At 72.0% G+C, this 16,938-nt stretch carries 18 protein-coding genes and 1 tRNA gene; 14 read left to right on the top strand and 5 right to left on the bottom strand.

Annotation, left to right across the window (positions count from 1 at the left end; translation table 11 throughout):
- Positions 1-9: 9 nt before the first annotated feature.
- Both ACTIF1_RS22085 and ACTIF1_RS22080 read left to right on the top strand, forming a co-directional pair.
- On the top strand, positions 10-192 hold the full coding sequence (locus ACTIF1_RS22085; protein ID WP_439598612.1) for a hypothetical protein: 183 nt from the start codon (positions 10-12) through the stop codon (positions 190-192).
- A gap of 168 nt (positions 193-360) precedes the next feature.
- The gene (locus ACTIF1_RS22080; protein WP_439598611.1) at positions 361-1,074 is read left to right on the top strand and encodes a hypothetical protein; all 714 of its coding nucleotides are present in this window, start codon (positions 361-363) and stop codon (positions 1,072-1,074) included.
- Here the strand turns inward: ACTIF1_RS22080 and lipB are convergent.
- Positions 1,071-1,742, bottom strand: coding sequence for a lipoyl(octanoyl) transferase LipB (lipB, locus tag ACTIF1_RS22075; protein ID WP_439598610.1), 672 nt, complete (start codon positions 1,740-1,742; stop codon positions 1,071-1,073). The two genes, ACTIF1_RS22080 and lipB, sit on opposite strands and share 4 nt — an antisense overlap.
- Positions 1,743-1,769: 27 nt before the next feature.
- On the opposite strand from lipB, the gene ACTIF1_RS22070 reads away from it, so the two are divergent.
- Positions 1,770-1,855 (top strand) — tRNA-Leu (locus ACTIF1_RS22070).
- A gap of 52 nt (positions 1,856-1,907) precedes the next feature.
- Here ACTIF1_RS22070 and ACTIF1_RS22065 read toward each other — a convergent pair.
- Entirely contained in the window at positions 1,908-2,822 is a 915-nt protein-coding gene (locus ACTIF1_RS22065) for a LysR family transcriptional regulator (RefSeq protein ID WP_439598609.1), read from the bottom strand.
- Positions 2,823-2,939: 117 nt separating this feature from the next.
- Here ACTIF1_RS22065 and ACTIF1_RS22060 point away from each other — a divergent pair, with 117 nt between their 5' ends.
- Both ACTIF1_RS22060 and ACTIF1_RS22055 read left to right on the top strand, forming a co-directional pair.
- Positions 2,940-3,947: a uroporphyrinogen decarboxylase family protein gene (locus tag ACTIF1_RS22060; RefSeq protein ID WP_439598608.1), complete on the top strand. Its 1,008-nt coding sequence runs from the start codon at positions 2,940-2,942 to the stop codon at positions 3,945-3,947.
- The gene (locus tag ACTIF1_RS22055) at positions 3,944-4,924 is read left to right on the top strand and encodes a Bug family tripartite tricarboxylate transporter substrate binding protein (protein ID WP_439598607.1); all 981 of its coding nucleotides are present in this window, start codon (positions 3,944-3,946) and stop codon (positions 4,922-4,924) included. The genes ACTIF1_RS22060 and ACTIF1_RS22055 overlap by 4 nt, the downstream gene beginning before the upstream one ends.
- 30 nt (positions 4,925-4,954) lie before the next feature.
- Here ACTIF1_RS22055 and ACTIF1_RS22050 read toward each other — a convergent pair whose 3' ends face one another.
- Positions 4,955-5,590, bottom strand: a complete 636-nt coding sequence (locus tag ACTIF1_RS22050; RefSeq protein WP_439598606.1) for a GNAT family N-acetyltransferase — start codon at positions 5,588-5,590, stop codon at positions 4,955-4,957.
- A 335-nt stretch (positions 5,591-5,925) separates the two neighbouring features.
- Here ACTIF1_RS22050 and ACTIF1_RS22045 point away from each other — a divergent pair, with 335 nt between their 5' ends.
- Entirely contained in the window at positions 5,926-8,205 is a 2,280-nt protein-coding gene (locus tag ACTIF1_RS22045) for an NADP-dependent malic enzyme (RefSeq protein ID WP_439598605.1), read from the top strand.
- Here the strand turns inward: ACTIF1_RS22045 and ACTIF1_RS22040 are convergent.
- The gene (locus ACTIF1_RS22040; RefSeq protein WP_439598604.1) at positions 8,150-8,677 is read right to left on the bottom strand and encodes a hypothetical protein; all 528 of its coding nucleotides are present in this window, start codon (positions 8,675-8,677) and stop codon (positions 8,150-8,152) included. The two genes, ACTIF1_RS22045 and ACTIF1_RS22040, sit on opposite strands and share 56 nt — an antisense overlap.
- Positions 8,678-8,787: 110 nt before the next feature.
- On the opposite strand from ACTIF1_RS22040, the gene ACTIF1_RS22035 reads away from it, so the two are divergent.
- The 8 genes from ACTIF1_RS22035 to ACTIF1_RS22000 all read left to right on the top strand — a co-directional run bounded on the left by ACTIF1_RS22035 (position 8,788) and on the right by ACTIF1_RS22000 (position 14,768).
- Positions 8,788-9,348 (top strand): hypothetical protein, encoded by a 561-nt coding sequence (locus tag ACTIF1_RS22035; protein WP_439598603.1) that lies wholly within the window; start codon positions 8,788-8,790, stop codon positions 9,346-9,348.
- Positions 9,349-9,351: 3 nt separating this feature from the next.
- Complete coding sequence (locus ACTIF1_RS22030) at positions 9,352-10,065, top strand: endonuclease/exonuclease/phosphatase family protein (RefSeq protein ID WP_439598602.1); 714 nt, start codon at positions 9,352-9,354, stop codon at positions 10,063-10,065.
- Positions 10,062-10,757 (top strand): VWA domain-containing protein, encoded by a 696-nt coding sequence (locus ACTIF1_RS22025; RefSeq protein WP_439598601.1) that lies wholly within the window; start codon positions 10,062-10,064, stop codon positions 10,755-10,757. Before ACTIF1_RS22030 ends, ACTIF1_RS22025 begins: the two co-directional genes overlap by 4 nt.
- Before the next feature lie 3 nt (positions 10,758-10,760).
- Entirely contained in the window at positions 10,761-11,450 is a 690-nt protein-coding gene (locus ACTIF1_RS22020; RefSeq protein WP_439598600.1) for a hypothetical protein, read from the top strand.
- A 144-nt stretch (positions 11,451-11,594) separates the two neighbouring features.
- Entirely contained in the window at positions 11,595-12,467 is an 873-nt protein-coding gene (locus ACTIF1_RS22015) for a UTP--glucose-1-phosphate uridylyltransferase (protein ID WP_439598599.1), read from the top strand.
- Between the two features lie 21 nt (positions 12,468-12,488).
- On the top strand, positions 12,489-13,901 hold the full coding sequence (gene pgmG / locus ACTIF1_RS22010; protein WP_439598598.1) for a phosphoglucomutase/phosphomannomutase PgmG: 1,413 nt from the start codon (positions 12,489-12,491) through the stop codon (positions 13,899-13,901).
- On the top strand, positions 13,882-14,280 hold the full coding sequence (locus tag ACTIF1_RS22005; protein WP_439598597.1) for a gamma-glutamylcyclotransferase family protein: 399 nt from the start codon (positions 13,882-13,884) through the stop codon (positions 14,278-14,280). The genes pgmG and ACTIF1_RS22005 overlap by 20 nt, the downstream gene beginning before the upstream one ends.
- 128 nt (positions 14,281-14,408) lie before the next feature.
- Positions 14,409-14,768 carry a response regulator gene (locus ACTIF1_RS22000; protein ID WP_439598596.1) on the top strand — a complete coding sequence of 120 codons (360 nt, stop codon included), beginning with the start codon at positions 14,409-14,411 and terminating at the stop codon, positions 14,766-14,768.
- A gap of 3 nt (positions 14,769-14,771) precedes the next feature.
- On the opposite strand, the gene ACTIF1_RS21995 is transcribed toward ACTIF1_RS22000, so the two are convergent.
- Complete coding sequence (locus tag ACTIF1_RS21995) at positions 14,772-16,712, bottom strand: ATP-binding protein (protein ID WP_439598595.1); 1,941 nt, start codon at positions 16,710-16,712, stop codon at positions 14,772-14,774.
- Between the last annotated feature and the right edge of the window lie 226 nt (positions 16,713-16,938).

Below are 16,938 nucleotides of genomic sequence, written 5' to 3'. Positions count from 1 at the left end.
CTGCCGGCCATGCGCGAAACGGTGCTGATGAAGGGTGAGATGGCCACAAGGGTCATCGTCACCACCGACTCCGGCACCGAGGTGCTGGACGAGGAGGATGAGGTGCTGGAGTCCCACCAGGACGACCAGCACGAGGCCATCCTGGCGCGCTTCCTGGCGCAGGGATGGGAGGTGGAGGAGGACGGGCCCTAAACGCCCGCGCCCTCCGGCCTTGTCGCGCGCCGCCCGCATGCCAGGATGCGGCGGGCAGGATACGCAGCAAGGACTCTCCGCATGGCATCGCCGTCCCAGGCCGCAACAGGGCAGGCGGTTGTTTCGCGCGCCACCCTTTCGCGCCTTCTGCTCACCGGCTTGGCGGCCATGGTGGGAATCGGCCTCGCCGCGCCGCTGCTGGTGCTGCTGCTGCCCTTTCCCGCGGCCATCGCGCTCGGCGGGCTCGGCGCCTTCACCGCCGGCGTGGTGCTGGCCATCCGCCTGCGCTCGGGCGCATTTTTCGCCCTCGGGCTGATCGCGCTCTTCGGCTTTGTGGGCGCTGCCTCCGAAACCCAGCTCTGGCTCGCTCTGCGCCATGCGCCGGAGGTGACGCTGCCCAGCATCGCGGAGGCGCCCGACCACCCCGAGGCCACCCGCTTCGCCTTCCCCGAAGCAACCGCCCGCCCCGACCTGCTGGGCGAGGCGCGCAGCACCACGCCGCGCAGCGCCGGCCCGCCGCTGGAATTGTCCGCCTTCGCCGTGCCGCTGGTGCCGCCGGGCTGGACCGCGGCAGAGCCCGTCGCCGCCTGGCTGGTCTGCCAGCAGCCGCGCGCGGCCGAGCCCTGCGCGACCGCCCTGCCGCCCCGCCTGACCCGCGCCTTCCGCGCCACGCCGCGGCCCGAGGCGGCGCAGGCGGCGCTCGCGCGGCATGGGCTGCGGGCGGTGGCGGCCCCCGCCTGGCTCAGCGCGACCGACGATATCTCGACGGAGCGCGCCCAGGCGGGATGGATGGCGCTGGCCTGGCCCGTGCTGGCCTGGCTCGCCTGGGCGGTAGGCGTCGCGGTCTATCGGATGGTGTCGCTGCCGCGTCGGCGCGCCTAGCCGAAAACCTCGCCCCAGGCCGCCATCAGCGCCGAATCGGCCTCCTCCATCGTCGCCAGCACGCCGAGCTTGTGCAGGCTGGTGACGCCGGCATCGGCGATGCCGCAGGGCACGATGCCGCCGAAGTGGGAGAGGTCCGGGTCCACGTTCAGCGCCACGCCGTGCCAGGACACCCAGCGGGTGACGCGCACGCCGATGGCGCCGATCTTTTCCTCGGTGCCGCGGGCGCGGTCGACCACCCAGATGCCGATGCGCCCCTCGCGCCGCTCACCGCGGATATTGAAGCGGTCCAGCGCGCGGATCAGCCATTCCTCGAGACCCCGCACATAGTCCCGCACGTCGCGCGCGCGCACCGTGCCGTGGTCCCGCGTCAGGTCGAGCATGACATAGCCGGTGCGCTGGCCCGGCCCGTGATAGGTCCATTGCCCGCCGCGCCCGGCGGCCACCGCCGGAAAGCGGGTTTCCAACAAGTCCTCGGGGCGGGCGGAGGTGCCGGCGGTATAGGTGGGCTCATGCTCCACCAGCCAGACCGTCTCCGGCGCCGTGCCGTTGCGGATGGCGGCGACGCGCGCGGCCATCGTCTCCAGCGCCAGTTCATAGGGCAGCCGGCCGGGTGCGATGGACCATTCGGGCGAGGCGAAGGGGGGCGTTGTCGGGTGCGTTGTCATCGGCTATAGGCGCGCTCTACCCGATATGCGGTCGTGGCGGAATGGTAGACGCGCCAGCTTGAGGTGCTGGTGGGGGCAACCCCGTGGAAGTTCGAATCTTCTCGACCGCACCATCCCGCCCCTGGAGGCGGGTCTTCTCCCAAAGCTCCTGGACGGTACCGCTGCCTATGCGGTGGCGCGCCGTGTGACGGCGGCCGTGACCTGTGCGGCGAAGGCTTCCGCCAGGGGGGAGGGCTGCGCATCGCGCGGCCGGAACAGCGCCAGGCCATAGGCGAGCGGCGGCTCCAGCGGCAGCACCGCGAGCCCCTGCGCCGCCAGCGCATCGCCCGTGAAGGGGTCCAGGATGGCGGCACCCACGCCCTGGGCGACCGCCTGGGCGGCCATCGCCGCATTGCTAGCGACCATGCGGATCCGTGGCGCCACCTGCGCCGCTTCCAGCGCGGCGGCGATTCGCACCGGGAAGACGCCGTCCCCGCCGAAGCTGACGAAGGCCTCGCCATGCAGCTCCGCCAGGGCGATGCGCCGCTGCCGCGCGCGCTTGTGGCCGGCCGGCAGCGCGCAGACGGCGTCGACCGCCGGCAATAGCGTCATCTCCACGCCGGGCGTCTCCGCCGCGATCGCCGAGACATCCGCGGCGAAGCCGATATCCGCCTCCTCCCGCGCGACCATGCCGACCACGTCGCGGGCGGTCGCGGTCTGCACGCGCAGGCTGTCCCGCGGATGCTGCCGCAGCATCTCCGCCAGCAGGCCCGGCAGCAAGGCGAGCGACAGGCTGGCGCCGGCGGCGATGCGCAGCTGGCCGAGCCGGGAGCTGCGCAGGCCGCGCGCCGTGTCCATCACCTCGCCCAGCGTCGCGACATGTCGCTCGACCACCGCCTGCAACTGGCGGCCTTCCGGGGTGACGACCAGCCGTCCGTTGCGGCGCGTGAACAGGGAAAGGCCGAGCCCGGCCTCGAGATCCCGGATCAGGCGGCTCGCCGCCGGCTGGGTCACATGCAGCAGCCTGGCGCCCGCGGTCATGCCCCCGGCCAGCAGGACAGCGCGAAAGGCCTCGAGTTGCCGGGTATTGGGCCGGTACATCTCCATAACATCCTATGATGGAGATATCAGATTAATGACTTTGATATGATGAATTCAAGTCGGTAGCGTTCCGCCCATGACGATGCCCCACCGCTTCCTGGATGAGAGCCTGCCCCGATGAACCGTCACGAACGCCTGCGCGCCGCCATGCACGGGGGCACGCCCGACCGGGTGCCGGTCAGCGCCTGGGGGCACTGGTACCTGCGCGAAATGTCGGCGGAGTCCTTTGCCGAGAACATGGTCGAGTTCCAGCAGCGCTATGACTGGGACTTCTGCAAGCTCCACCCCCGCGCCAGCTTCCACGTCGAGGGGTTCGGTTTCCGCCACCAGCCCTCCAGCCGCGCCGATACGGTGCATGAGACGCTGCACACGCCGATCTCCACGCCCGAGGACTGGCGCAAGCTGCGGCCGCTGCCGCTGAGCACCCCGGCGCTCGCCGAGCAGTTGCAGGCGATCGACCTGATCAAGCGCGCGCTGGGCGATGCGGTGCCGGTCATCATGACCGTCTTCCTGCCGCTCGATATCGCCTACAAGCTGTCGGACAAGAACGGCGCGCTGCTGGGCGAGCATATCGCGGCCGATGAGGCGGCGGTGGCCTCCGCGCTCGCGGTCTTCACCGAAACCTTCGTCCCCTTCATCGAGGAAGTGGTCCGCCGCGGCGTCGACGGCATCTATTTCTCGACCAAATGGGCCAATGCGCACCGGCTGACGGAGCCGCAGTATCGCCGCCTGGCGCGCCCCTTCGACCTCGCGATGATCGGGGCCGCGAAGGCGCTGCCCTGCAACATGCTGCACCTCTGCGAGGACGGCATCTATCTCGACGCGCTGTCGGACTATCCCGTGGCGGGCTTCCACTGGGAGTCGCAGAGCAAGGGCAATCCCTCGCCCGGCGCCGCGCTGAAGCGCCTGCCGGCGACGGCCAGCGTCGCCGGTGGCGTCGATCCCTGGACGCTGGCGCATGGCACGCCGGCGGAGGTCCGCATGAAGGCGCAGGATGCGATCCGCCAGGCGGATGGCCGCCGCTTCGTGCTGGGCCCGGGCTGTTCCATCCTGACCGCCGCGACTCCGGCGGCGAATTTGCAGGCTCTGCGCGACTCCGTCGGTTCCCAGGGGAAATCAGCATGACCATGGATGCCAGGATCAGCCGTCGTCTTCTGGGGCTCGGCCTCGCCAGCACCGCCTTGGCGCGCCCCGCCTTGGCCCAGCCAGCCTGGCCGCAGCGCCCGGTCCGCTGGGTGGTGCCCTTCGCGCCCGGCGGCAATATCGACGTGATGGCGCGCCTCTTCGCGGAGCCGCTGTCGCGCGAACTGGGCCAGCCCGTGGTGGTGGAGAACCGCGCGGGCGCCTCGGGCAGCGTCGGCGCCGATTTCGTCGCGAAGTCGGCGCCGGATGGCTACACGATCCTGATGGGATCGGTGGTGAACGTCATCAACATGGGGCTCTACCGCAACCTGACCTTCGACTTCGCGAAGGACCTCGCCCCGGTGGCGATGCTCTACAGCGTGCCGAGCATCCTGCTGGTTCGTCCCGATTTCCCGGCCCGGAGCGTCGCCGAGCTGGTGGCGCTGGCGAAGCGGCAACCGGGCGTCCTGAACTATGGCTCGGCCGGCAGTGGCTCCGGCATGCATCTCTCGACCGTGCTGTTCGCGCAGTCGGCCGGCATCGAGCTGACGCATGTGCCCTATCGCGGCGCGGCCCAGGCGCAACAGGATATGCTGGGCGGCCGGATCCAGATGATCTTCGACAATATGTCGACCGCCCTGCCGATGGTGCGCGATGGCCAGGCGCGGGCGCTGGGCGTGACGGCGGCCAGCCGGGTGCCGCAGCTGCCCGATGTGCCGACGATGGCCGAGGCCGGGGTGCCGGTGGATCTCCAGGTCTGGGGCGGCGCCTTCGCACCCAGCGGCACGCCGGCCGCCATCCTCGATCGGCTGGCTTCCGCCTTCCTGAAGGTCGGCACGATGCCGGCGCTGGCGGAGCGGCTGCGCTCCCTGGGCAGCACCTCCAGCGTCGGGGAGCGGTCCGATTTCACACGCTTCGTGGCCTCGGAGAGCCTGCGCCTCGTCGAGCTGGTGAAGCTCTCGGGCGCCAGCGTGGACTGAGGCCGCGTGCCTCCGGCGCGTGCCGGAGGCTCAGGGGGGATTCGCCCTGATGGGGCGGGGCGGGCCGCGCTCCACGCCGATCACGCGCGCCGCATGCGGGCCGGTCCGCGGCCGCAGCCGCATGCGCCGGCGGCCGCGGCGGCTCGCGATGGGGCAGGCGAGGGCCGGGAGGCTGGCCGCCAGCGCCGGGCTGCCCGGGCGCAACGCGCATTCCATCACCAGGTCGCCGGTGGCCGGCAAGGTGCCGACCAGCCGGAAGCCCATCCGGCGATACAGCGCCTGCGCGCCGGCATTCTCGGGCACCACGATCAGCCGGATGCGTCGGCAGCCGGGCACGCTCGCCATCCCCGCCATGATCCGCGCCAGGATGGCGCGGCCGAGGCCGCGGCCCTGATGGGCGCGCGCCAGGATGAACCAGCCGAGCCACCAGCAGCTGGCGTCCCGGGCGTCCGGATGGATGACATAGAAGCCGATCGGCCGGCCCTCGGACTCGATGCCGACCAGGGCATGGGCTGCGCCGCGGCGGACGCTGGCAAGGATATCGGAGAGCGGGCCGAGGTAATCCTCAACCTGGTCCAAGTCGAGATCCATGCGATGGACGATCTCCAGGTCTGACCTGGCAATCGTTCGGTAGTGAAGGGCCTGCCGGGCCCGCGGGGGTAACATGTGATCCTGCTGCGATTGTTGATGCAGCGGCCCGCCCAGCATCTGTTCTGATGGGCGGTCCGCTGTCTGCTGCATTAGATCGTGCCACAGGGGACGAAATCAAATCGCAGGTCTTGCGGATGTCATGTGACAGTCGTGATATTTCCCGCCGCCCGCGCGCGGGTCCCGGAATTCGCGGGGGCCGCCTGACCGGCACCGGAAAATCCCCCCGGCGCCGCGCGGCAAAAAATATTTCTTCCGAACCGCGCCGGCCGGCCCCGCGGCGTCGCGACCTTGCCGGCGCCACGGGTCGCGGCGCGGCGGGATATCGCCTATAGCGGACCTCGGAGGTGGCAATGGACGAGGATTTTCGCAGGGCAGCGCTGGACTATCACCGGCTGCCGCGCCCCGGGAAGCTCAGCGTGGAGCCGACCAAGCGCATGGCGACGCAGCGCGACCTCGGCCTGGCCTATTCCCCCGGCGTCGCCGCCGCCTGCGAGGAGATCGCCAAGGACCCCGACGCCGCCTGGGACTATACGGCCCGCGGCAATATGGTCGCCGTCATCACCAATGGCACGGCGGTGCTGGGGCTCGGCGCCATCGGCGCGCTGGCCTCCAAGCCGGTGATGGAGGGCAAGGCCGTCCTCTTCAAGAAATTCGCCGGCATCGATTCCATCGACCTCGAGATCGAGCAGCGCGACCCCCAGAAGTTCATCGAGGCGGTGGCGGCGCTGGAGCCGAGCTTCGGCGCCATCAATCTCGAGGATATCAAGGCGCCCGAATGTTTCGCCATCGAGCGCGCATTGCGGGACCGGATGAACATCCCGGTCTTCCACGACGACCAGCACGGCACCGCCATCATCGTCGCCGCCGCCGTGCGCAACGGGCTGCTGCTGCAGGGCAAGAAGCTGTCCGAGGTGAAGGTCGTGAATACCGGCGGCGGCGCCGCGGCGATCGCCTGCCTCGACCTGCTGGTGGCCATGGGCCTGAAGCGCGAGAACGTCACCATCTGCGATATCGACGGTGTGGTCTGGAAGGGCCGCCCGAACACCGACCCCTTCAAGGGCGCCTATGCGCAGGAGACGGAGGCACGGACGCTGGAGCAGGCGCTGCCCGGCGCCGATGTCTTTCTGGGACTTTCCGCGCCGCGCATCCTGAAGGCCGAATGGCTGCCGATGCTGGCGCCGAAGCCGCTGGTGCTCGCCCTCGCCAATCCTGAGCCCGAGATCCTGCCCGAAGCGGTGCGCGCCGTGCGGCCCGATGCGATCGTGGCGACGGGGCGGACCGACTATCCGAACCAGGTCAACAACGTCCTCTGCTTCCCCTTCATCTTCCGCGGCGCGCTGGATGTCGGCGCGACCACGATCAATGAGGAGATGAAGGTCGCGGCGGCGGACGCCATCGCCGCCCTCGCGCGGATGGAGGCGAGCGAGGTCGTGGCGGCCGCCTATGGCGGCAATGCCCCCACCTTCGGGCCGGACTACATCATCCCGAAACCTTTCGACCCGCGGCTGATCCTGGAGATCGCGCCGGCCGTGGCCAAGGCCGCGATGGATAGTGGCGTCGCCCGCCGCCCTATCACCGACATGCCGAAATACCGGCAGGAGCTGGAGCGCTTCGTCTTCCGCTCCGGCAATCTGATGCGCCCAATCTTCGAGGCCGCGCGCAAGCGCCCGGCCCGCATCGTCTATGCCGAGGGCGAGGATGAGCGCGTGCTGCGCGCCGTGCAGACCGTGCTGGATGACGGCCTGGCCGAGCCCATCCTGATCGGGCGGCGGGAGGTGATCGCCGCGAAATGCGCCGCCATGGGCCTGCGCATGAATTTCGACGAGTCCGTGCGGGTGCTGGACCCGGCGGCGGATGAGGCGGTCTTCGGCCCGCTGGTCGCGCTCTACAAGACCAAGGTCGGCCGCAAGGGCATTCCGCCCGATGCCGCGGCGCGGCGCGTCGGCAACCGCCCCACCGTGGCGGCGGCGCTGCTGCTGGAGGCGGGGCTGGCGGATGGCTGCCTCTGCGGCGGCAGCGGCGACTGGTTCCGCCACTGGCACCACGCCTATGACGTGATCGGCAAGCGGGCGGAGGTGGCGCGCGTCTATGCGCTGTCCGCGCTGATCGTCCCCAACGGCCACCTGTTCTTCGTCGACACGCATCTGACCGTGGATCCGACCGCGGCGCAGATCGTGGACATGACGCTGCTCGCGGCCGAGCAGATCCGCGCCTTCGGGCTGACGCCCAAGGCGGCGCTGCTGTCCCATTCCAGCTTCGGCGCCTCCGGCGCGCCCTCCGCGCGCAAGATGCGCGAGGCGCTGCGCCTGCTGCGCGACCGCGCGCCGGATTTCGAGGTGGATGGCGAGATGCATGCGGATGCCGCGCTGGTGCAGGCGATCCGCGACCGCGCGGTGGCGGACAGCCCACTGACCGATGCGGCGAACCTGCTGGTGATGCCGACGCTGGATGCGGCGAATATCAGCTTCAACCTGCTGAAGGCGGCGGGCGAGGGGCTTCAGGTGGGCCCGATGCTGCTCGGCATGGCGAAGCCCATCCATGTGCTGGTGCCCAGCGTCACCGCGCGCGGCATCGTCAATATGACGGCGCTGGCGGCGGCGCAGTCGAATGGGATGCTGCCGGGGGTGTGAGGGCCAGCGCAGGGTCGTCGGCCCGCAGCCGCTGCTCGAAGGTCACCCGGAAGCGGCGGCTGCGCTGCATGGCGATGGCCAGCGGCAGCAGCAGGGCCAGGCCCAGCACGGCCTGCGCCACCGCCTCGGCCGGCTCCTCCGCGCCGCGTAGCCCGGGGGCCAGGGTCAGCGCGGCGATTTGCAGGACAGTGTCCGCCACCAGGAAGACCCAGAAATAGGCCGGGCGGAACAGCCGCCAGCGGCGGAACCACAGCACCGCGGCGGCAAGCGTCAGGCCAGCGGAGACCAGCAGGTCCAGGTTCAGCAGCAGCGCATCCGGCGCGCCGGGCGGGCGCCACTCCCGCAGCAGCAGCAGGGGCATGGCCAGCACCGTCAGCGCCAGGAAGAACGACGGCAGGCGCAGCCAGCCGCCCATCCCGTGCAGCGGATGCGCCTCCGCCACCCGGGGATCGACCTGCACCCACTTTGCCATCACCACCCTCTCGCCTCCGCCATCGTTCCTAGAGGCGCATGACGCCTGCGTGAAGCGGCGGACCCGCCTCGCCGCGCCGCGTTGCACCGGGAGAGGGCAGGGGAGAGGGGATGGCGCTGCTGACGAAGGACGACCTGCGCCACCAGTCGCGCTTTGCCTGGCTCTGCCTCGCCGCGCTGCTGGCCGCGGCGCTGGCGCTCTGGATGATCGACAAGCGCGCCGCGGCCTGGGGCACGCTGGCGGCGGTGCTCGGCTGCCTCGGCGTGCTGCTGCCGCCGCGGGAGCGCATGGCGGCGCTGCCGATGCGGCTGCGGCGCCTGCCGCGGGATCTCGATGCCGCGCCGGTCCTGGCCAGCCTGCTCAGCACGCCGGGCTACGGGCTGAACTGGTTCCACGGCGCCAACCCCTATGACGAGGTGGTGCACCTGGTCAGCGGATTGCTGGCCGGCGCCGTGCTGGCCGGGCTGATCCTGGCGGATGGCCGGCCACGCAGCGCCTGGGCGCTGGCCCGCCACGGCCTGGTCTTCGGCCTTGCGCTGGCGGTGGGGTGGGAGGTGCTGGAATGGGCGCTCGGACTCATCGGCCATGCCGTCGACACGGTCACCGACATCCTGCTGACCACCCTGGGGGCCACCGCCGGCGGGCTGCTGTGGCAGCGCGGCCGCCGCTAGCCCATGCGCGTCGCCACCTGGAACATCCATCGCGGCCGCCCCGCCTTCGGACCCTTCCGCCCGGACCGCATCCTGGCCGTGCTGGCGGAGCTCCGCCCGGACCTGATCGCGCTGCAGGAGGCGCAGCACTATCTGCGCCGCGGCACGCCCATGCTGCCCGAGGCGGCGCTGGGCGAACTCGGCCTGGTGCCGCTGCGGCCGGACCCGGCCCAGCAGGGCTATCGCAGCAACCTGGTGCTGATCCGCCGGGACGCCCGCCTGCTGGCGCCGCCGCGCGGCCTGCCGCTGGGTGGCTGGGAGCCGCGCGGCGCGATCCTGGCCGATCTCGACCTCGGCCAGGGTCCCTTCCGGCTGCTGGCCGCGCATCTCAGCCTGGGCGCGGCGACGCGGCGGGCGCAGGCCCGGCGGCTGCTGGCGGCGATGGAGTCCGACTTGCCCACCCTGCTGCTGGGCGACCTGAACGAATGGCGGCCGCAGGGCTCCGCGCTGGGCGTGCTGACGGACGCGCTCGGCCCGGCGAATAGCCTGCCCACCTTCCCGAGTTTTCGGCCCCTGCTGCCGCTGGATCATATCCTGGCGCGGCCCGCCGGGTTGATAACGGGCGTCGCGGTGCATGACACGCCGGCGGCCCGTCGCGCCTCGGACCATCTGCCCCTGGTCGCGCAGCTGGCCTTCCCCTGGCGCCAGGCGGGAAGCGGGGCCACATGCCCGGCATGAGCAACCTGCCCCAGCCTCCCTCCACGGCGGTCGCGGCCTTCCTCCGCAAGGTTGCCGAGGTGCCCGCGCCGGGCGCCGCGGGCCGGCTGATCTTCGCCATGGATGCCACGGCCAGCCGCCAGCCGAGCTGGGACCGCGCCTGCCACCTGCAGGCCGAGATGTTCGGCGCGGTGGGCGAGGTGGGCAGCCTGGCCGTCAGCTTGGCCTATTTCCGGGGTTTCCGCGAATTCGCCGCCACCCCCTTCCTGACCCAGGCGCAGGAGCTGGCGCGGCGGATGGCGGGCGTCACCTGCCTCGGCGGCCAGACCCAGATCACCCGGCTGCTGCGCCATGCGCTGGAGGAGACGCAGCGCCAGCGGGTGCATGCCCTGGTCTTCATCGGCGATGCCTTCGAGGAGGAGGTGGACGCCGCCTGCCACCTTGCCGGCCAGCTCGGCCTGCGCGGCACACCGGTCTTCTGCTTCCAGGAAGGCGCGGATCCCGTGGCGCGCAAGGCGCTGCGGCAGCTGACGAAGCTCTCGGGCGGCGCCTGGGCGCCCTTCGATGCGGGCAGCGCCACCGCGCTGCGGGACCTGCTGCGGGCGGTGGCGGTCTTCGCCACCGGCGGCCGGCCCGCACTGCTGCGCCTCGGCGGGGCGGTGGCGCAGGGCATCGCCGGCCAGCTTCCGGCCCCCGCCACACGCGGCGGCTGAGCCATGGTCTGGCTGATCCTGGGCCTGCTCGGCCTGGTCGCGCTGCTCGGCCTGCTGAAGCTTTTCGCCGAGGCCAGGCCCGCCCAGGTGAAGGCGGCGCTGGCCTTCCTGGTGGCGGGGCTGGGCCTGGCGCTTCTGGTCGCGCTGCTGGCCACCGGCCGTGGCGCGCAGGCCATCTGGGCGCTGATCCTCCTCGGGCCGGTGATCTGGAACTGGTGGCAGGGCCGCCGCGCCGCCCGCCGCTTCGCCAGCGGTGGCGCGGCCAGCCCGCGCCGGGCCTCCGCCGTGGAGACCGCCTTTCTCGCCATGACGCTGGACCATGACAGCGGGCGGATGACCGGGCGGGTGAAGGCCGGGCGCTATGCGGGCGCGGACCTCGCCACGCTGGATCTGCCCGACCTGTTGGCGCTGATGGCCGAACTGGCGTCCCAGGACCCGGATGGCCTGCCGCTGCTGGAAGCCTGGCTCGACCGCAGCCATCCGGACTGGCGCCAGGCCGCGCCGCCGGAGGCGAGATCGGGCCCGATGAGCCGGGCGGAGGCGCTGGCGGTGCTGGGCCTGGCGGAGGGCGCCTCGGCCGAGGCGATCCGCGCCGCGCACCGCCGCCTCATGCGCAGCGCCCATCCGGACCAGGGCGGCTCCGACTGGCTGGCCGCGCGGCTGAATGCGGCGCGGGACGCGCTGCTGCCCTGATCCGGAACGACCCTGCGAAAGCGTGAAGGATTCCAAGGGCCCCTGTCGCCGCGATCCGGCCCCGCCGCGGCGCCGCGTGGTGGACGGGCTCCCGCTCTCGTGGCACTCCTGCGCCCGTCAACCTGCCGAGGGATACCACCACCCGTGCGCAAGCCGCTCCGCAAGGCCGTCCTTCCCGTCGCCGGTCTCGGCACCCGCTTCCTGCCCGCCACCAAGCAGATGGCCAAGGAAATGCTGCCGGTGGTCGACAAGCCGCTGATCCAATATGCGGTGGAGGAGGCCCGCGCCGCGGGCATCGAGCAGTTCTGCTTCGTCACCGGACGCGGCAAGACCATGCTGGTGGACCAGTTCGACGTCGCCTATGAGCTGGAGCGCACGCTGGTCGAGCGCAACAAGACCAAGGAACTGGCCCTGCTGCACGAACAGGCGCTGCCGCCGGGCTCCGTGGTCTCCACCCGCCAGCAGGTGCCGCTCGGCCTCGGCCACGCCATCTGGTGCGCCCGTGCCTTCGTGGCCGACGAACCCTTCGCCATCCTGCTGCCGGACGACCTGATGCTGTGCGACGTGTCCTGCACGAAGCAGCTTGTGGAGGCCTATCACGAGACCGGCGGCAATGTGGTGGCGATCGAGACGGTGCCGAAGGAGCGGGTCTCCTCCTATGGCGTGATCGACCCCGGCGCGACCACGGGCAAGCTGGTCGAGGTGAAGGGCCTGGTGGAGAAGCCGCCGGTGGAGAAGGCGCCGTCCAACCTCACCGTCATCGGCCGCTACGTGCTGATGCCGGAGGTGATGGCGCATCTGGCGAAGCAGGAGAAGGGCGCGGGCAACGAGATCCAGCTGACCGACAGCATGGCCAAGCTGATCGGCAGCCAGCCCTTCCACGGCGTGCTCTATGAGGGCCGCCGCTTCGACTGCGGCGACAAGGCGGGCTATCTGGAGGCGCAGGTGGCCTTCGCCCTGGCCCGGCCGGACATGGCGCCCGCCATGCAGGCCATTCTCAAGAAGTATGCGCAGTAGGAAGACGGAGACCCGCCGCCGATGACCGCCTTCAACCACCGTTTCGACCCGACCTCCCTGCGCGAATACGACATCCGCGGCATCGTCGGGCAGACCCTGCATCCGGAGGACGCCTTCGCCATCGGCCGCTGCTTCGGCTCCATGGTCTCCCGCGCCGGCGGCACCAAGGTCGCGGTGGGCTATGATGGTCGCCTCTCCTCGCCGGAGCTGGAGGCGCAGCTGGTCGCGGGGCTGCGCGCCTGCGGGTTGCAGGTGGCCAAGATCGGCTGCGGGCCGACGCCGATGCTGTATTTCGCCTCCTATGCCCTGAAGGCGGATGGCGCGATCATGGTCACCGGCAGCCACAACCCGCCGGACTACAACGGCTTCAAGATGATGCTGGGCGGCAAGCCCTTCTACGGCGCGCAGATCCAGGAAATCGGCCGCATGGCGGCGGAAGGCGACGTGGTGCCCAGTGCGGTGGGCAGCGACGAGCATGTGGACGTCTCCGAACGCTATGTCGCCCGCATGATGCAGGACTGGGACGGCGGCGACCGGCCGCTGAAGGTGGTCTGGGATCCGGGCAATGGCTCCGGCGCCGAGATCGTCAAGCTGCTGACGGCGCAGCTGCCGGGCACCCACTACATCATCAACGGCTCGATCGACGGCACCTTCCCGGCGCATCACCCGGATCCGACGGTGGCCAAGAACCTCGAGCAGATCATCGCCGAGGTCGCCAAGCAGGGCGCCGACCTCGGCATCGCCTTCGACGGCGACGCCGACCGCATCGGCGTGGTCGATGGCGAGGGCCATATCCTTTTCGGCGACCAGCTGCTGGTGGTGCTGGCGCGCGATGTCCTGAAGTCCAAGCCCGGCGGCGTCATCATCGCCGACGTCAAGGCCAGCCAGGTGCTCTTCGACGAGATCGCCAAGGCCGGCGGCACGCCGCTGATGTGGAAGACCGGCCACAGCCTGATCAAGTCCAAGATGGCGGAGACCGGCAGCCCGCTGGCCGGCGAGATGTCCGGCCATATCTTCTTCGCCGACAAGTGGTACGGCTTCGACGACGCGCCCTATTCCGCCGTCCGCCTGCTCGGAATCATTGCCCGCAGCACGGAGACGCTGGGTGCGATGCGCGCGGCCCTGCCGCAGGTGATCAATACGCCGGAGCTGCGCTTCGACTGCGCCGATACCCGCAAGTTCGGCGTCATCACGGAGGTGAAGCAGCGCCTGGCCGCCGAGGGCGCCAGGGTCCAGGACGTGGACGGCGTGCGCGTGCTGACCGAGGATGGCTGGTGGCTGCTGCGCGCCTCCAATACCCAGGCGGTGCTGGTGGCCCGCGCCGAGGCCTCCTCCGAGGCCGGGCTCGACCGGCTGAAGGCCGATATCGCCCGCCAGCTGCAGGCCTCCGGCCTGCCGGTGCCGGATTTCTCGGGTGCCAACGCCGGCCATTGAGCAGGCCATCCGGCGGGGCGGGCTGGAGGTCTTCCTCTATGGCACCCTGCTGGACCCCGCTGTGCTGTGGCGACGCTCCGGCCGGCGTTTCGCGCAGGGGGCGGCGCGGCCGGCGGTGCTGCGGGGCTGGCGCCGGGTCGGATTGCGCGGCGCGCCCTATCCCACGCTGCGGCGCGCCCGCCATCACCTCGTGCCGGGCCTCGTGCTGCGGCTGGCCGGCGCGCCGTTGCGGCGGCTGATCGCCTATGAGGGGGCGGCCTATCGGCTGCGGCCGGTGCGCCTGCTGCCGGTGCGCCTGCTGCCGGGGCGGCGCGGCCCGGGGCGGCCACCCCGGCAGGCCGCCGCCTGGGTCGCGCATCCCCTGCTGGCGGGCAATTGATCGTCCCGGGGCCTCTCCCGGAGAAATAGCGCTTGCCGATCCGCGCTCGCATGGTTGCGTGTGCAAGCTGGAACATTCATGCACCGCTGGCGTTCGGTGTACGCAATCCATCGCGGACGGAGTTGGCTATGTCGGGAGTCATCAGGAAGGTCCTCGTGGTGGAGGATGAGGCCCTGGTCGCCATGCTCGTGGAGGACGCGCTGCTGGATGCCGGTTTCCAGGTGATCGGGCCGGCGGCGACGGTGGAGGAGGCCCTGCAGTTCCTGGACGGCGTGCGCCCGGATGCGGTGGTGCTGGACCTCAACCTGGCCGGGGAGACCTCGACCCCCGTGGCGGATCTGCTGGCCGCCCGCGGCATTCCCTATGTCATCGCCACCGGCTACGGCGCCTCCGGCCTGCCGCCCGGGCATCAGAATGCCATGGTGCTGGCCAAGCCCTATGACCCCAGCGAGCTCACGGCCATGCTCGGCCGGCTCTGCGCCGCCTGAGCCTCAGATCGCCGCTGGCCAGCGGGGCGCCGGTGCGGCGGCGCGGGGGTCCGGCCCGGGATGCCCGCCGGGCGTGGCGCGGCGGAAGACCAGGGTGAATTCCGCACCCATCTCGCTCTCCTCCGGCGCATTCGCGGCCAGGATCCGCCCGCCGAGCCCGCGCATGATGGTGCGGGAAATGGACAGGCCGAGCCCGGTGCCGAGTCCCGGCGGCTTGGTGGTGTAGAAGGGTTCGAAGAGCTTCTCCAGCACCTCCGGCGCCAGGCCCGGGCCGGTATCCGTCACGCGCAGCGTCACCACATCGCTGTCGGCCCGCCCGGCCTCGGCCTCGATGCGCAGGCGGCGGCGTTCCGGCGGCCGTTCCAGCAGCGCGTCGCGCGCATTCAGCACCAGGTTCAGCAGCACCTGCTCCACCAGGATGATCTGGCCGACCACGGGGGGCAGCACATCGGGCAGGCGCAGCTGCACCTGGATGCCGGCATCGCGCAGCGCCTGGCCGGCCAGCACCATCATTCCCTGCACCGCGGCGCCCAGATCCACCGGCTCCAGCGCCGAGACATCGACGCGGGAGAAGGCGCGCAGCTGGGTGACGATGGCCTTGGCGCGGTCCGCCTGCGCCATGATGCGGCGCAGCCGGACAACCGCCTCCGCCACGCCTTCCTCGCCTTCCTCCAGCGCCTCCGCCGCATTCTCGGCGGCCAGGGACATGATGGCGATGGGCTGGTTCAGCTCATGCGCCAGCCCCGCCGCCATCTCCCCCAGCGTGGCGAATTTCGCCGCGGTGGCCGCCTGCAGGGCCAGTTCGCGTTCGGCCGAGATATCCTCCAGCGCGCCCGCCACCTCGATGCCCTCCGGCGTGCGGGCGGTGGCGCGCAGCGTCTCGCGCAGCCACATCCAGGCGCCATCGGCGCGGCGGAAGCGGAATTCGGCGGCGGCAGAGGGCTCGCGCCGCAGCCGGTCCTCGATCACCGGGCCGAGCGGCAGGCTGGCGGCATCGATGCCGCGCAGCCGCCAGCCCGGGCGCAGCGCCGCCTCCGGCGTCCAGCCGGTCAGCCGCTCGACACCGGCCCCGATCTCGGTCAGGTGCAGGGCGCCGCCCGGATCGATGAAGCCGCGATAGCCGACGGCGGGCAGCGCCTCCTCCAGCGGTTGCGCGGCGGGCGGGGCGGCGAGGGGGCGCCGCAGCAGAGGCAGGCCGAGCGCCAGAAGGCTGGCGAGGAAGGCGCCGAGCAGGGCGAGCCAGCCGGCCTCGGCCGCCAGGCGCGTCTGCGGGCGCGGGTCATAGGCCGCCAGCAGAACCAGCTCCGCCACCACCGGCGCCGCGGCCAGGGCGAGCGGCGGCAGCCCTTCCCCGGCCGGGCGCAGCAGCGGCGCCGCGGGCGGTGCGGGCCAGCTGGCGACGCGCGTCGTGGCCCCGGCGCTGGCCAGCGGCATGCCGTCCGGCCGCAGCAGGGCCAGCCGCAGGCCGGGCAGCAGCGCGGCATCGCCGAGCGCGGCATCCAGCCGGCGCGGATCCAGCGCCACCACCGCCATGCCGGCAAAGCCGCCGCGCGCATCGGCCAGGGCCTGGCTGGCCAGCAGGCTGCGCGGCCCGCCGGGCAGGTCCAGCAGGGCAGGGGTCAGCAGCATCTCCGCCCGCCCCGCGCGATGCCGGATGAAGGCCTCCCGCTCCGCCAGCGAGCGCCCGACCAGCGGGGCATGGCTGGACCAGGTGATGCGGCCGGCGGCATCGGTCAGCGCCGCGAATTGCAGCCCATCCCGCCCCAGCCGCGCCGCGAGCCTGCCGGGCAGGGTTCCCGCCGGGGCGCCGCCGCGCGACTCCAGCGCCGCGAGCAGGTCGAGGGTCGCATCCAGCGGCAGCGCCAGCTGCCGCCGCGCCGCCTGGACGGCGCCTTCCGCCACCGCGAGGGCCGACCGGCCCGCCTCGGCCGAGCGGTCCTGCACGAACCACGCAGCCGCGCCCCAGGCCAGGCCGGACGCGACCAGGCCAGCCAGAAGGGCCGCGCGGCGCGGGGCGGCGGGGCGGTCTGCTCCGGACGGCGGGTTGCGGGTGATGGAACCAGGCCCCTTTCACCGGGCAAAGAATCGAGCAGCGTGATGCGTTTTGCGCCGAGTCGCATCATAGGATAGGCCATGCGCGGCGCAGCCGCACCCGGAGGCGCAACGGCCG

The organism is Falsiroseomonas sp. (genome assembly GCF_051860665.1).
Lineage (GTDB): Bacteria > Pseudomonadota > Alphaproteobacteria > Acetobacterales > Acetobacteraceae > Falsiroseomonas.
The sequence above is the reverse complement of the archived record's forward strand: the minus strand, read 5'-3'. Positions and strand labels throughout refer to the sequence as shown.

Bases quoted from the DNA above. Each gene is read 5' to 3' on its own strand.
- ACTIF1_RS22030 (WP_439598602.1), top strand. From the start codon at position 9,352: ATGCGCGTCGCCACCTGGAACATCCATCGCGGCCGCCCCGCCTTCGGA.
- ACTIF1_RS22065 (WP_439598609.1), bottom strand. From the start codon at position 2,822: ATGTACCGGCCCAATACCCGGCAACTCGAGGCCTTTCGCGCTGTCCTG.
- ACTIF1_RS22045 (WP_439598605.1), top strand. From the start codon at position 5,926: ATGGACGAGGATTTTCGCAGGGCAGCGCTGGACTATCACCGGCTGCCG.
- ACTIF1_RS22055 (WP_439598607.1), top strand. From the start codon at position 3,944: ATGACCATGGATGCCAGGATCAGCCGTCGTCTTCTGGGGCTCGGCCTC.
- ACTIF1_RS22025 (WP_439598601.1), top strand. From the start codon at position 10,062: ATGAGCAACCTGCCCCAGCCTCCCTCCACGGCGGTCGCGGCCTTCCTC.
- ACTIF1_RS22000 (WP_439598596.1), top strand. From the start codon at position 14,409: ATGTCGGGAGTCATCAGGAAGGTCCTCGTGGTGGAGGATGAGGCCCTG.
- ACTIF1_RS22035 (WP_439598603.1), top strand. From the start codon at position 8,788: ATGGCGCTGCTGACGAAGGACGACCTGCGCCACCAGTCGCGCTTTGCC.
- ACTIF1_RS22040 (WP_439598604.1), bottom strand. From the start codon at position 8,677: ATGGCAAAGTGGGTGCAGGTCGATCCCCGGGTGGCGGAGGCGCATCCG.
- ACTIF1_RS22080 (WP_439598611.1), top strand. From the start codon at position 361: ATGGTGGGAATCGGCCTCGCCGCGCCGCTGCTGGTGCTGCTGCTGCCC.
- ACTIF1_RS22050 (WP_439598606.1), bottom strand. From the start codon at position 5,590: ATGTTACCCCCGCGGGCCCGGCAGGCCCTTCACTACCGAACGATTGCC.
- pgmG (WP_439598598.1), top strand. From the start codon at position 12,489: ATGACCGCCTTCAACCACCGTTTCGACCCGACCTCCCTGCGCGAATAC.
- ACTIF1_RS22020 (WP_439598600.1), top strand. From the start codon at position 10,761: ATGGTCTGGCTGATCCTGGGCCTGCTCGGCCTGGTCGCGCTGCTCGGC.
- ACTIF1_RS22085 (WP_439598612.1), top strand. From the start codon at position 10: ATGCGCGAAACGGTGCTGATGAAGGGTGAGATGGCCACAAGGGTCATC.
- lipB (WP_439598610.1), bottom strand. From the start codon at position 1,742: ATGACAACGCACCCGACAACGCCCCCCTTCGCCTCGCCCGAATGGTCC.
- ACTIF1_RS22060 (WP_439598608.1), top strand. From the start codon at position 2,940: ATGAACCGTCACGAACGCCTGCGCGCCGCCATGCACGGGGGCACGCCC.